Source organism: Streptomyces sp. NPDC058469 (genome assembly GCF_042721125.1).
GTDB lineage: Bacteria > Actinomycetota > Actinomycetes > Streptomycetales > Streptomycetaceae > Streptomyces.
The window spans coordinates 82,572-95,567 of record NZ_JBHXME010000009.1 but is presented as its reverse complement, the minus strand read 5'-3'; the positions used below and the strand labels follow the sequence as shown (position 1 = coordinate 95,567).

Genomic DNA, 12,996 nt, shown 5'->3' with positions numbered 1-12,996 from the left:
GTCAGGCCTGCTTCCCGTACCGGCGCTCGAAGCGCTCCACGCGGCCGGCCGTGTCCAGGACGCGGGCCGTGCCGGTGTAGAAGGGGTGGCTGACGTTCGAGGTCTCGACGTCGACGACGGGGTAGGTGTGGCCGTCCTCCCACTCGATCGTCTTCGCACTCGTCATCGTCGAGCGGGTGAGGAAGGCGTGGTCGGCGGCGCGGTCCCGGAAGACGACGGGGCCGTAGGGCGGGTGGGTGTTCTCGCGCATCGCGGTCAGCGCTCCTCTCGGAAGTCGACGTGGCGGCCGGCGGCCGGGTCGTACTTGCGCAGGGTCAGGCGGTCGGGGTCGTTGCGGCGGTTCTTGCGGGTCACGTAGGTGTAGCCGGTGCCGGCGGTGGACCGGAGCTTGATGACCGGGCGGAGTTCGTTGCGAGCCATGCCTGATACCTTACTGAAAATGAATTCCATTAGCAGCACTGGCTACGGCCCCGATCGAGGAGAGGTACGTCACTCGTGTCCGCCCACTGCATGCTGACCGGCGCCCGGCCCGGTTTCGGCAACCGCATCTCCCACTCCCACCGGCGCACGTCGCGCCGCTTCGACCCGAACATCCAGTCCAAGCGCTACTGGCTGCCCGGCGAGGGCCGGTACGTACGGCTGCGGCTGAGCGTGAAGGGGATCAAGACCGTCGACGCGATCGGCGTCGAGGCGGCCGTGGCCAGGATTCGCGAGCGCGGGGTGAGGATCTGATGGCGAAGAAGAGCAAGATCGCGGCCAACGAACGGCGGCGGGAGGTCGTCGCGCGGTACGCGGCGCGGCGGGCCGAGTTGAAGGAGATCGTCCGGCGGCCCGGTTCGACGGAGGCCGAACGAGCCGCCGCCCAGCGGGAGTTGCGGAGCCAGCCACGCGACGCGAGCGCCACCCGCGTTCGCAACCGCGACCAGGTCGACGGGCGGCCCCGCGGCTACTTCCGTGCCTTCGGGCTGTCCCGGGTGAACCTGCGCGGGCAGGCTCACAGCGGATACCTACCCGGCGTCCGCAAGTCCTCCTGGTAACCACTGGTAGCTTGCTGCGGTCGTTCCGGCCGAGGTCGAGGCCAAGGTCGAGGTTGAGGTTGAGATCGAGGCCAAGGCCAAGGTCAAGGCCGATCGGGCGGCCGTCCGCGTCCGGCTACAGCTTGGGAGCTACCAGTGACTACGGCGAATTCGACGGTGTCGGGGGTTTCGACGGTGTCAGGGGCTTCGGCGGTGTCGGCGAGACCTGCGGTGTCGAGGGTGCCGAGGGTGCCGAGGGTTTCGGCGGTACGGGTCGTGGCCGTTGCCGCCGGTCTGGCGGGGGCGCTCGCATTGACCGCGTGCAGCGGCGGGGATTCCAAGGACGACTCCTCGTCCACGCCGAGTGCATCTGCGACGGGTACGGGTACGGGTACGGCATCCGCGGACTCCGGGGGTGCCAGCAGCAGTCCGTCGGCCGCGTCGGACGGGCTGCAGGGGAGTTGGCTCGCGACGACGGACGGCAAGGCGGTGGCGCTAGTGGTCACCGGCAAGCAGGCCGCGCTGTTCAGCACCGGCGGGAGCGTGTGCAGCGGGACCGCCGGTGAGGAGGCGGGCATGCAGATGATCCACCTCAAGTGCACGGACGGCAGCAAGACCCGGGCGACCGGAATGGTCGACTCCGTCAGCAAATCGGGTCTCGCGGTCACCTGGTCGGGGAGTCTCGGCAAGGAGACGTATACGCGCTCGGAGGGCGGGCAGTTGCCGTCGGGGTTGCCTACGGCGAGCTTGGGGTCGTAGGCGGGGGGGTAGGTCTGGGGTACGCCTGGGGTAGTTCCCGGGGCGTACGGCTTGGGCGTGCGTGGGCCTGGGGTGTCTCTGGGGGCGAGCGTCTTGGGTTGTAGACCTGGCGTGGCTCTGGGGGCGGGTGCCTTGAGTCGTAGACCTGGCGTAGCTCTTGGGGCGTAGATCTGTCGTGGCCCTGGGGTTGTAGGCCTTGAGGCGAGGACCTGGCGCAGCCCCGGAGTCGTAGACCTGCCATGGCTCTGGGGCTGCAGGCCTTGGAGTGGGGGCCTGGCGTGGCTCCTGGGGCGTAGGCCTGTCAGCGGAGTGGGGTTCGGTGCGGGATGATCCCCTCATGCGCACCATTCCCCTCGCCGTCGCCGCACTCGCGTCGGCTCTGCTTCTGACCGCCTGCGACAGTGGCAGCGGCGGTGGTTCCTCCGACAGCAAGAACGGGTCGGCCTGCTCCTTCGACGGGGTCGCCGTCCAGGTCGGTCCGGCCAGTACCGCTCCGGCCGCCGGTGACACGGGCGAGGTGCCCGTCTCGCTCACCAATCAGAGCAAGCCGTGCGACCTGAACGGTTTCCCGGGTGCCACGCTGGAGAGCGGCGGCACCAAGGTCGTCCTCTCCACGCAGAAGGGCGCCAAGGCACAGAAGCTGAAGCTCGCCAAGGGCGACGCGGCGTCCTTCACCGTCACCTACGTGCGCGGCAAGGCGGGCGACAAGCTGAGCCTGGCCGCGACGAAACTGGTCATCACCCTGCCGGGCCGCAGCGACAGCGCGAGCTACAAGTGGTCGTACGGCCCCGTCCAGGGCAAGAGCGACGCGAGCGACTCGGATGCCTCGGTGAGCGCCTTCACGCAGGCCGGCGACTGACACCCCTCAGGATCCCCCGGCTCCCGTTCGGGCTCCCCTTCAGTCCAGCCGCGGTCGGGCCCTGACCTGGGCCCGGTCCGCCGCCTCGGCGCCCTCCGTCCAGCCCGCCTCGTCGGTGACGCCGCGCAGGCGGGTCGTGGTCGTCTCCGGGAACATCGCGTCGACGCGGTCGGTGACGGCGACCTCGCGGGTGGCGAGCACCGGGAGCAGGTCGTCAGTTACCTGCGTCTCGGCGGCCTCCGCCAGCCGGGTCCCGATGCGGTGGGCGTAGGCCGCGAGGAAGGACTGCCGGAAGGTCTTGGTCCGCCGACGGCCACCCGCGCGCTGGGCCGCCTCCGCCCGCGTCATCGCGGTCGTGGCCTGCACGAGGAGCGAGGTGTAGAGCAGCTCGACCACCTCCAGATCGCCCTCGAAACCGACGACGGTCGAGAAACCGAAGGCCTCGTTCCATACGGCCCGGCAGTGGTTCGCCCCGGCGACCGCGTCCAGCAGTACCGCCTTCGCCTGCTCGTACGGCGCCTCGACCCCGATCCGGCACGCGCCGGGCGCGTCCTTCGCCGGGGCCTGCGCGTCGAGCAGCGCCTCGTCGATACTGTGCCGCGCCATCAACTCCTGCGCCTTGGCACTCAGCGCCTCCGCCTCCTCCGGGAACCCGGTCGCCTCCGCCTTCGCGAGCAGCGCGCGGATGCGGGTGAGCATGCGGGACGCGGGCCGACGGTTCTCGTGCCGTTTCGGTTCGTGTCCGTCGTCCAGAGGTTCGAGGCTCGGGAGCCGCAGCAGCAGCCGGTACAGCTCCAGCACAGTGGTGGCGTGCGTGAAACGGTCGGTGCGGGACGGTTCTTCGGCGGTCAGCTCGTCGAGCTGGGCCGTCCAACGGGGGCCGCGCGCCCGGTCGTCCGGTGCCTGCGCACGGATCAGCGCCGAGACAAGCCGTACATGTACGTCGTCCAACTCCCGCCGAACCAGCCGTACGACGTCTGCGGGCTGCCAGCCGCGCCGCCATGCCGCCGCTACGAACTCCCGGCCCCGGCGGGCGAGTTCGGGGTCCGCGGCGGGGTCGGCGGCGAGGATCGAGGCGCCCGCGTCGAGGGCGTCGTGGGTGTCGCTGTAGAGGGCGGCCTCGAAGGCGCGCTCGACGGTGGTGGTCTTGCTGCTCACGCCTTGATCGTGTCATGGGGTGGTGGGGGGAGGGGGTGGGGAGAGGGGGTGGGGAGAGGGGGCAGGTGGATCTGGGGGTCGGTGGCGGGGGGCGCGGGGGTTACGTGTGTGGGCAGGGAGGTCGACGTTGTTGTGGGGTGGGCGTGGGGTGGGCGTGGGGTGGGCGTGGGGTGGGGTGGGCGTGGCTGAAGCGGGTGGGGCGGGTGGGGCTGGCGGAGCGGTCAGGTGCCGTCCGTCGCGGTTGTGGGGCGGGCAGCAGTAGCGGATGGCGCTCGTGCGGGTGTTGATCACGCGCTCGGCTGTGCCGTTCGGGGACGGGTCGGCAGGCGGCGCTGGACTCGACCGCTAGCCGTCAAGTGCTCATGCCGCTAGGGAAGTTAGCGGCCCGGGAGGGCTGGACGGGCGTCTTCGTCACGCACGATCCGGTGGCCTCGTCGTACGCCTATCGGGTCGTCTCCCTCGTCGGCGGACGGGTGAGCGGGAAGTTGTGCGCGCCGTTCGCGGCTGAGGTGGTGGCGCGCCTGACGGGCATGGCGGGAGTGCCGTGCTGATCCTGTCTTCGTTGCGCACGTGTTGGGGCTCACCGTTCGGTTCCTTCGTCGCTGTGGCGCTCGGGGTTGCCGGCCTCGCTTCTGCGATGGGCGCACCGGTCCGGGTACCGCGTGGGTGCCGAAGCACATCGCTCATCCACACCCTGTGGATAACCAACTCCCGGCGAGACTCGGGGTGTTGGGCCAGGCGCGGATGACCGGTGGCGGTGGACGGGCACGCGGGGCGCGGTCGGGATCGACGCGCCGGTCGCCGCGGTGCGGGCGGTGGTGGGTGATCGGGTGCACGTCCTGACGGGAGATGGGCGCCGGCTCGCCGACCAGGCTGCGGCACTCGGCGGCGGGCAACTGGTCCCCGTCGTCGTGCTGTTCGGCACGGTCGCCGGAGTCATGTCCTTCGTCTCTGGGCTCGTCCCCGTGTGCCGTATGTGCTGCTGACGGCGATGATCGGCAAGGGCCCCGGCTCGGTGAACTCGTCTCAGCCCGGGACTGGCCGGCCGGGCCTCGCCGCCCGTGCGCTGCGGCCCACTCGGGCGGCAGGAACGGGTGGGCGCCTCAAGGGTGTTGACTCTGCGTCGGCCTCGTCTCGCGCCGATCGCGCGGCGTGCTGCCCTCGCATCGCTGATCAACTCGAGAAGCGCCACCACGAAGTACGTCCGGACGCAGATCGGCGCCGGCAAGCTCCCCCATCTCGCCGACGCCGGTTTGGCTTCTCCGAGCTGCTCTACGACGACGATCCCGAGGCGAGCTTCGAGCGCGGGCTCGACTGGCTGCTGAACGGCGCCGCCGGGTCGCTCAGGCGGTAGCGAACCTCAGAACCTCACCACCACAAGCCCTCAGAAGGCGCTCGCGGCCGCCGCTTCCGCTTCCGGCAGCAAGTCCTTGCTCTGCTGGATCATTCTCTCGTAGGTGTGGTCGTGGTCCGAATTGTCGAGAGCGAATCGCAGGAGAGAGCCCGACCAGTCGTCGAAAAGCGCGAAGGTGCGGTCCACCATGCGTTTTGATTCCTCGCGCTGGGCGTCACCGAGGGACGGCAGGCTTGTTTCTTCCACTTCCGGTGACTTGATGCTGTGCGACGCCTCCGCCATATAGTGCTTTGTGCCGAAGAATTCGCATTCACGGCCGTCCCGCAAGGCTATTCCCCGGCAGTGGGTGAAGATCGTGATGGAGACCGCCTCGATGGACTCGACCATGGCGAAGACGGCGTACGTGGGTGCGTCGGCGGCGAGCGCGGCCAGTTCCAGGCAGAGGCGTCGGGAGTGCTGGAAGTCCGCGCTCCACAGGACGCGGGTGGCGTCCGACAACGGCATGTCGCGGTCTGCGCCCAGTTTCTCCAGGTCGGTCAGCATCCACTGCCAGTGGAAGTCCTCCTCGTACGTGTGGGCGTTCAGCAGCGCCTGCAACTGGTCGAGTTCGACCTCTTCCTCGCCTTTGCGGAAAACGTACTTGTTCAGGTCGGAGTAGCCCATGATGAACGGGATCACACTGGGTCCCCACGCCAGGCGCTTTTCGCCGGGGAGCGACTCGTCGGCCAGTAAGCGGGTGAAGAAGTCATGCTCCTCGTACGTCTTCCGACGTTCTTCGATGTAATCGATGACCTTCTGCACGGTCGAATCCATTCGAGAGGGGGGCGGGGGGTGACCTGCAATATTTACCATTCGCGAAATCGGCGCAGGTCGGCTTTTACTTGATCACGCCCTCACCTTTAGGGCAAGTGTCAACCCGGGGTTGACGGTCTCGCACTGTCAACCTAAGGTTGACACATGACGACCAACCCGAATGTCACCTCATCCGTGCGTCTCGACGACCTCATCGCGGCCATCAAGCAGGTCCACCCCGCACCGCTCGACCAGCTCCAGGACGCGGTCATCGCCGCCGACCACCTGGGCGATGTCGCCGACCACCTGATCGGCCACTTCGTCGACCAGGCCCGGCGTTCCGGTGCCTCCTGGACGGACATCGGCAAGAGCATGGGCGTCACCCGGCAGGCCGCGCAGAAGCGCTTCGTGGCGAAGGAGTCGGCCGACCTGGATCCCAGTCAGGGGTTCGGCCGGTACACGCCGCGCGCCCGCAACGTGGTGATGAGCGCCCACAACGAGGCCATCGCCGCCCGCAACCCCGAGGGCCGCCCCGAGCACCTCGTCCTCGGCCTGCTCGCCGAACCGGACAGCCTGGCGGCCAAGGCGATCGTCGCGCAGGGCGTCCTCCTGGACGCCGTACGCCAGGCGGCCACCGCAGCCCTCCCGCCGGCCGGCGACGAGGTCCCGGACCTCGTCCCCTACGGCCCCGACGCCAAGAAGGTCCTGGAACTCACCTTCCGCGAGGCCCTGCGCCTGGGCCACAACTACATCGGCACCGAACACATCCTGCTCGCCCTGCTGGAGCACGAGAACGGCGAGGGCGTCCTCAACGGCCTCGGCATCGACAAGCCCACGACCGAACAGCACATCGCCGAGATGCTCAACCGGCTCAAGGGCTGAGGTGCCCGGTACGGGGCTGATTCATCTGGATTCACTCGGTGGCATCGCATCGCCCGCGAGCCGGTTCACGCAGGTCGGGGGTGTTGTCAGACCTGCGTGCCACACTCGCCAACATGACCGATCGCTGGGCGCTCGCTCCGGCCGAGGGTGGTGGTGTGGAGGTCGCCGCCCTCGGTCCGGACGGGCTGCCCGTGGGGGCGGTGGGGCGGGAGCCGGATCTTGTCGAGGCCGTGCGCGGTCGTCCTGAAGTGGGCCGGTGGGTGTGGCGGTCCACGGCCGAGGTGTATCCGATGCTGCTCGCCGCGGGGGTGCGGGTGGAGCGGTGCTACGACGTCGAGGACGCCGAGACGCTGTTGCTCGGGCACGAGGGGCGGCACGGTGAGCCGCGGTCGGCCGGCGCCGCGCTGGCCCGGTTGCGTGGTGGGGCCGTACCGCCGGACCCGCCGCAGCGGGCCGCCGAACCCGGCGCACAGCCCTCGCTCTTCGAGCCGCAGAGCGTCCATCTCCCCCTGGCCGATCTGCTCGCCGTGTACGCCGAGCAGCAGCGGCGGCACGACGCCACCACGCACCCCGACCGGATGCGGCTGCTCACCGCGTCCGAGTCGGCGGGGATGCTGGTCGCCGCCGAGATGAACCGGGCCGGGCTGCCGTGGAGCGCCGACGTGCATCGGGAGATGCTGCACGAGTTGCTGGGCGACCGGTACGCGGGCGGTGGTGAGCCGCGGCGGCTCGCCGAGTTGGCGGACGAGGTGTCCGTCGCCTTCGGGAGACGGGTGCGGCCGGATCTGCCCGCCGATGTGGTCAAGGCCTTCGCCGAGGCCGGGATCAAGGTCAGGTCGACCCGGCGGTGGGAGCTCCAGTCCCTCGACCATCCGGCCGTCAAGCCGCTGCTGGAGTACAAGAAGCTGTACCGGATCTGGGTGGCGCACGGGTGGTCCTGGCTGCAGGACTGGGTGCGGGACGGGCGGTTCCGGCCGGAGTTCCTGGCCGGCGGGACCGTCACCGGACGCTGGGTCACCAACGGCGGGGGCGGGCTGCAGATCCCCAAGGTCATCCGGCGTGCCGTGGTCGCGGACCCGGGCTGGCGGCTCGTCGTCGCCGACGCCGACCAGATGGAGCCGCGGGTGCTCGCCGCGATCTCCCGCGACCCCGGGCTGATGGAGGTGGCCGGCCGGGCCACCGACCTCTACCAGTCCGTGTCCGACCGCGCCTTCTCCGGCGACCGCGACCAGGCCAAGATCGCCGTGCTCGGCGCGGTCTACGGCCAGACCTCCGGCGACGGCCTCAAGAACCTCGCCGCGCTCAGACGCCGGTTCCCCAAGGCGGTGGCGTACGTCGACGATGCCGCGCGGGCGGGCGAGGAGGGGCGGCTCGTACGGACCTGGCTGGGGCGGACCTGCCCGCCGGTGGCCGGGGGCGAGGACGCGGCGGAGGAGGCGGGCATCCCCCAGGACGATCCCGTCACTGCCCCCGCCGACCAGGGCTGGGTGCCCGGTTACGCCTCCACCAACTCCCGCGCCCGGGGCCGTTTCGCCCGTAACTTCGTCGTCCAGGGCAGTGCCGCGGACTGGGCCCTGCTGATGCTCGCGGCGCTCCGGCGGTCCTGTGCGGAGCTGGCGGCCGAGCTGGTCTTCTTCCAGCACGACGAGGTGATCGTGCACTGCCCCGAGGAGGAGGCCCAGGCCGTGGCCGCCGCGATACAGGAGGCGGCCGACCTCGCCGGGCTGCTGACGTTCGGGGAGACACCGGTGCGTTTTCCCTTCACGGTGGCGGTGGTTGAGTGCTATGCCGATGCCAAGTAGGGACAGCGGGTCGGGTGGTCAACGCGCGTCACGCTGCGACAACAGCTCGCCCAGCTCCTGGACCACGGCCTTCTCGTCCGTACCGTCGAGCGCGTCGAGGGCCGCCCGCCACTCCTCGTACGCCTCCTGCGCGCGGCCCTGTTCCCGTAGCAGCAGGCCGTGTTGGTGCCTGGCCAGGCCGCCCATGTAGCGGTCGGCGCGGGCGTCCGCGCGGCGGAGCAGTTCGGCGCACTCGGTGTCGGCACGTTCGGTGTGGCCGAGGGGGCGGAGGGCGCGGACCAGTCCGAGGCGGGTCTGCGACTCGCCGTGCCAGTCGCCGTGACCGCCGAGGATGCGCAGGCTCTCCTCGAAGTGCGGTACGGCTGCGGCCGGTTCGCCTAGGGTGAGGTGGGCGTAGCCGATGTTGCAGTGCGCGGAGTGCTGCACGATGACGGCGCCGATCTCGTCGCCGATGGCCAGTGAGCGGCGGTGCTGTTCGATGGCGGCGCGGGGGTCGGTGTGCTCGTACAGGTTGCCGAGGTGGCTGTAGGTCACGGCCTCGCCGTACGGGTCGTTCAACTGCCTTGAGTGGGCCAGGCTTTGGCGCAGGGTGACCCCGGACTCGGCGTAGCGGCCCAGGCCTTCGAGGAGCAGACCGCGGTTGTTGAGGCAACGGCGGATCCAGGAGACCGCGTCGAGCCGCCACCAGATAGCGAGCGCTTGGTCGTTGAGACCCAGGGCCTCGTTCTGGCGGCCGGTCAGGAAGTGCAGCCCGGCGAGATCCCCCAGCGCGTACGCCTCCGCCGCCGCGTCCCCGAGCCGCCGCGCCACGCCCAGGGCGGCCCGGCCGAGCACCTCCATCTCGGCGACACGGCCACTGCGCAGGACGTAGGGGAAGAGGAGCCGGACCAGGGTCGAGACGTGGGCGGCCCGGCGGAGATCGGGGGTGTCGCGGTACCGGATCACGAGCCTCACCACGTTCTCCAACTCCAAGTCACCCCAGGCGAAGGCGTCTTCGGAACGGGGGAAGGGGGTGGTTGCCACCACCTCCCTTGCGTGACCGGGGAGTTGGGCGGCGGTCGGCCGGCGACGATCGTCCTGGTCCAGGCCCGGTTCGACGATCGCGGTGAGGGTGCGTTCGGCGTGGGCGGCGTACCAGGCGAGGGCGGTTTCGATGAGGTCGGCTTCGGCGGGGTTGGTTTCGGCGAGGGCGGCTTCGGTGAAGTCGGCTTCGGCGGGGTCGGTTTCGGTGAGGGCGGTTTCGGTGAGGGCGGCTTCGGCGGAGTCGGTTTCGGTGAAGTCGGCTTCGGTGAGGGCGCCGGGCGGCTGGCCCCCAGCGGTGCCGCCGGGTGGCTCGGTGTCCGTGATGCCCCCAGGCGGCTCGGTTTCCGCGGTGGCGCTGCGGGGCCCGGTGTCCTTGGTGGCACTGCGCGGCTCGGGCTCAGCAGGGCCACCGGTCGGCTCGGTCTCCGCGAGGCCACTATGCCGGTCCGCCCTCGCAGTGGCAGTGCGCGGCTCGGGCCCCGCGACATCGCTGCTCTGCCCGGCCTCCCCGAGGCCACCGGTCAGCCCAGCCTCCCCCAGCCCACTACACCGCTCGGCCCTCGCAGTGGCAGTGCGCGGCTCGGGCTCCGCGATGGAACCAGTCGACTCGGGCTCCGCGAGGCCACAGGTCGGCTTGGCCTCCCCGAGGCCACCACGCCGGTCGGCCTCCGCAACATTGCTGCGCGACTCGGGCCCCGCGATGACACGGCGCCGCTCGCGCCCCCCGAGGCCACTACGCCGCTCAGCCCGCGCAGCGTCATCGCGCGGCTCGCCCTCCGCCAGTTCGCGGGCGAAGTCACGGATCAGGTCGTGGGGGGTGTAGCGGCCGTATGCCGTTTCCTCCAGGAGGGCTACGTCGACGAGGCGGTCGAGGGCGGCAGCGGCTCGGCGTTCGTCGGTGTTGGCGAGGCGGGCGAGCAGGGGGGCGCCGTAGGACGGTAGGTCGAGGGCGCCGATGTGGTGCAGGGCGAGGGCCGCGTCGCGGTCGGTCTCGCGGTCGGAGGCGGCCAGCGCGTCGTGGGCTACGGCCAGGGAACGGCGGACGCTGAGGTCGTCGTACTCCAGGTGATGCAACCGGCCTTCCGTGGCGGCGAGTTGACCGGCCAGAACGTCCGGGGTGAGGGCGCGGCGGGCGGCCAGTCGGGCGGCGACGACGCGCAGGGCCAGCGGGAGGCGGCCGGTGAGTTCGACGAGCGGGTGGGCCGCGTCGAGGCTGTCGCGGCCGGAGACCGCGCGCAGCAGTGCGGCGCTGTCCTCGCCGGACAGTGGTGTGAGCGGGAAGCGACGGGCGCCGTCGAGGGCGGTCAGCGGCGAACGGCTGGTGACGATCACCGCGCAGCCGGTGCCGGCCGGCAGCAACGGCCGTACCTGGGCGGCGTTCTCGGCGTCGTCCAGCACCAGCAGCGTGCGGGTGGGGGCGAGCAGCGAGCGGAGCAACGCCGTTGCCGCGTCCGGGTGTTCGGGGATGTGGCGTGGTTCTGCGCCGAGGTCGCGGAGCAGGGCGTGGAGCGCCTGGCCGGAGGTGAGGGGGGTCATGCCGGGGGTGGCGCCGTGCAGGTTCACGTACAACTGCCCGTCGGGGAAACGGTTCCGCAGCGCGTGGGCCGTGTGCAGCGCGAGGGCGCTCTTGCCGACGCCGGCCATGCCGCTGATGACGGCGAGGGGATGGGCTCCGGGGTCGGTGGTGGGGGGCGCGAGGGTGTCGTGCAGGGCGTGGAGGGTTTCGGCGCGGCCGGTGAAGTGGGCCGGTGGGGGCGGGAGTTGGGCGGGATGGGGGGACGGGGGTGAGTGGGGGGTGGGGTGGTCTCGGGGGCCGGGGTCGGAGGGGTCGAGGGCGGAGGGGTGGGACGCAGTGAGGTTGGGGGCAGTAGGGCTGGAGGCAGCGGACACGTCGGGTGCACCGGGTGCGCCAGGTGCGCCGGACCCGCCGGACCCGCCGGACCCGCCGGACCCGCCGGACGCGCCGGACGCGCCGGCCGCGTTCATCGGCTCGGCCACGTCAGTGGCCTCGGCGGCTCGGACGTGACCCGGAGCCTCGACCTGAGCTGCGTCCCCGACGTGCCCCGGCGCCCCGATCCGACCTGCGTCCCCGACGTGACCCGGAGCCTCGGTCTGGCCTGCGTCCCCGACGTGACCGGCGTCCGCCGCCCGTTGTGTGACCGCTTCCCGCGCCGCTGCCGCCCCTCGCGGCAGATCCCACGGCTCCCGCACCTCCGTGCCCTGCGGCATCGTCACGTACGTCTCCCGGGCCGCCTCCCCTGACGGCACCTCCGCACGCGCCTCCGACGCCTCCAACGCCCCCGAGCCCGCCGACCCCTGTGCCGCCGCGCCATACGCCTCCCGCACCGGCGCCCCCTGTCCCCCTTTCGTACGGGCTTCCTCACGCGCTTCCCCGCGGGCATCCCCCCGCGCACCCTCCCCACGCCCCTCCCGCACCCCCACCCCCCGCAACACCTCCGCATGCGCCCCCCGGACCCCCGCCCCCGGCTCGATACCGAGCTCCTCGATCAGGCGGTTGCGGAGATCCCGGTGGACGGCGAGCGCCTCGGCCTGACGGCCGGTGTGGTGGAGGGCGAGCATCAACTGGCGGTGGTAGGACTCGCGGAGAGGGTGGTCGGCGACCAGCGCGGCCAACTCCGGGACGAGAGCGCCGAGTCGGGCGCCACCCAGGGCCAACTCCGCGTCGTAGCACCATTCGAGGGCAAGGAGGCGGGCCTCCGCCAGACGCTGCGCGAGGGCGTAGCCGCCGAGTTCGGCGGGGAGGCCGCTGAGCGGGGTGCCGCGCCAGAGGGCGAGGGCCGCCGTGCAGGTGCGGACCGTGACGGGCCAGTCCTTCGCCGCGTGCGCGGTGCGGGCCATAGCGACGTGGGACTCGAAGACGTGGACGTCCAACTCCCCCTCGTCCACGCGGAGTACATAGCCGGGCGGTACCGCGCGCAGCCGGTCGGGGTCGTCGAGGAGGCGGCGCAGGCGGGTCACGTGGTTGTGCAGGGAGGCGTGCGCGGACGCCGGCGGTGAGCCGCCCCACAGGGCGTCCTTGAGGGCGTCGACGGAGACCACCCGGCCGGGTTCCAGGAGCAGCGCGGCGAGCAGGACCCGCACCTTCGGGCTGCCGATGGGGTGCACGGGATCGCCGTAGCCGATGGCATTGGCATTCGCGTTGGCGCTGGCGTTGAAGAGGACGGGTGTGCCCAGCAGTCCGAACCGCAGCTCGTACCGCATCACACCGAACCCGTTACCCTTCCGCGCGACCTCTCGTGGCCGTGCTCCGCGGCGGAGGTTCCGCCGTCCTTGGCGGATATCCGCCCTGTTCACGGCGGTTTCCCGCCACCTTGTCCCGGCCGTGGCGGG

General features: G+C 71.4%; 13 protein-coding genes. 8 read left to right on the top strand and 5 right to left on the bottom strand.

All coding sequences use genetic code 11. From position 1 onward, the window contains the following. Position 1: 1 nt before the first annotated feature. Together ACFWP5_RS07890 and rpmG are read right to left on the bottom strand one after the other, a co-directional pair. A complete protein-coding gene (locus ACFWP5_RS07890) occupies positions 2–250 on the bottom strand; it encodes a type B 50S ribosomal protein L31 (RefSeq protein WP_384151926.1) in 249 nt (82 codons plus the stop codon). Between the two features lie 5 nt (positions 251–255). Continuing rightward, on the bottom strand, positions 256–420 hold the full coding sequence (rpmG, locus tag ACFWP5_RS07885) for a 50S ribosomal protein L33 (RefSeq protein WP_200691314.1): 165 nt from the start codon (positions 418–420) through the stop codon (positions 256–258). A gap of 75 nt (positions 421–495) precedes the next feature. Between rpmG and rpmB the strand changes: the two genes are divergently transcribed. The 4 genes from rpmB (at position 496) to ACFWP5_RS07865 (ending at position 2,634) form a co-directional block, all read left to right on the top strand. Then, complete coding sequence (rpmB, locus tag ACFWP5_RS07880; protein WP_384151923.1) at positions 496–732, top strand: 50S ribosomal protein L28; 237 nt, start codon at positions 496–498, stop codon at positions 730–732. Beyond that, positions 732–1,037 carry a 30S ribosomal protein S14 gene (gene rpsN, locus ACFWP5_RS07875; RefSeq protein ID WP_384151920.1) on the top strand — a complete coding sequence of 102 codons (306 nt, stop codon included), beginning with the start codon at positions 732–734 and terminating at the stop codon, positions 1,035–1,037. The genes rpmB and rpsN overlap by 1 nt, the downstream gene beginning before the upstream one ends. A 210-nt stretch (positions 1,038–1,247) precedes the next feature. Then, positions 1,248–1,775: a hypothetical protein gene (locus ACFWP5_RS07870; RefSeq protein ID WP_384151996.1), complete on the top strand. Its 528-nt coding sequence runs from the start codon at positions 1,248–1,250 to the stop codon at positions 1,773–1,775. Positions 1,776–2,112: 337 nt separating this feature from the next. Next, complete coding sequence (locus ACFWP5_RS07865; protein WP_384151917.1) at positions 2,113–2,634, top strand: DUF4232 domain-containing protein; 522 nt, start codon at positions 2,113–2,115, stop codon at positions 2,632–2,634. 39 nt (positions 2,635–2,673) lie between these two features. On the opposite strand, the gene ACFWP5_RS07860 is transcribed toward ACFWP5_RS07865, so the two are convergent. Continuing rightward, positions 2,674–3,792 carry a DUF2786 domain-containing protein gene (locus ACFWP5_RS07860; protein WP_384151914.1) on the bottom strand — a complete coding sequence of 373 codons (1,119 nt, stop codon included), beginning with the start codon at positions 3,790–3,792 and terminating at the stop codon, positions 2,674–2,676. Between the two features lie 362 nt (positions 3,793–4,154). Between ACFWP5_RS07860 and ACFWP5_RS07855 the strand changes: the two genes are divergently transcribed. Both ACFWP5_RS07855 and ACFWP5_RS07850 read left to right on the top strand, forming a co-directional pair. Continuing rightward, on the top strand, positions 4,155–4,343 hold the full coding sequence (locus tag ACFWP5_RS07855) for a hypothetical protein (protein ID WP_384151911.1): 189 nt from the start codon (positions 4,155–4,157) through the stop codon (positions 4,341–4,343). 279 nt (positions 4,344–4,622) lie between these two features. Next, a complete protein-coding gene (locus ACFWP5_RS07850) occupies positions 4,623–4,778 on the top strand; it encodes a hypothetical protein (RefSeq protein WP_384151908.1) in 156 nt (51 codons plus the stop codon). A 398-nt stretch (positions 4,779–5,176) separates the two neighbouring features. Here the strand turns inward: ACFWP5_RS07850 and ACFWP5_RS07845 are convergent, their stop codons facing one another. Beyond that, positions 5,177–5,947 carry a hypothetical protein gene (locus tag ACFWP5_RS07845; RefSeq protein WP_384151905.1) on the bottom strand — a complete coding sequence of 257 codons (771 nt, stop codon included), beginning with the start codon at positions 5,945–5,947 and terminating at the stop codon, positions 5,177–5,179. A 156-nt stretch (positions 5,948–6,103) separates the two neighbouring features. Between ACFWP5_RS07845 and ACFWP5_RS07840 the strand changes: the two genes are divergently transcribed. Together ACFWP5_RS07840 and ACFWP5_RS07835 are read left to right on the top strand one after the other, a co-directional pair. Further along, positions 6,104–6,820 (top strand): Clp protease N-terminal domain-containing protein, encoded by a 717-nt coding sequence (locus ACFWP5_RS07840; protein WP_384151902.1) that lies wholly within the window; start codon positions 6,104–6,106, stop codon positions 6,818–6,820. 113 nt (positions 6,821–6,933) lie between these two features. Continuing rightward, positions 6,934–8,622 (top strand): bifunctional 3'-5' exonuclease/DNA polymerase, encoded by a 1,689-nt coding sequence (locus ACFWP5_RS07835; RefSeq protein ID WP_384151900.1) that lies wholly within the window; start codon positions 6,934–6,936, stop codon positions 8,620–8,622. Between the two features lie 18 nt (positions 8,623–8,640). Here ACFWP5_RS07835 and ACFWP5_RS07830 read toward each other — a convergent pair whose 3' ends face one another. Continuing rightward, on the bottom strand, positions 8,641–12,867 hold the full coding sequence (locus ACFWP5_RS07830) for a BTAD domain-containing putative transcriptional regulator (protein ID WP_384151897.1): 4,227 nt from the start codon (positions 12,865–12,867) through the stop codon (positions 8,641–8,643). Positions 12,868–12,996: the final 129 nt, after the last annotated feature.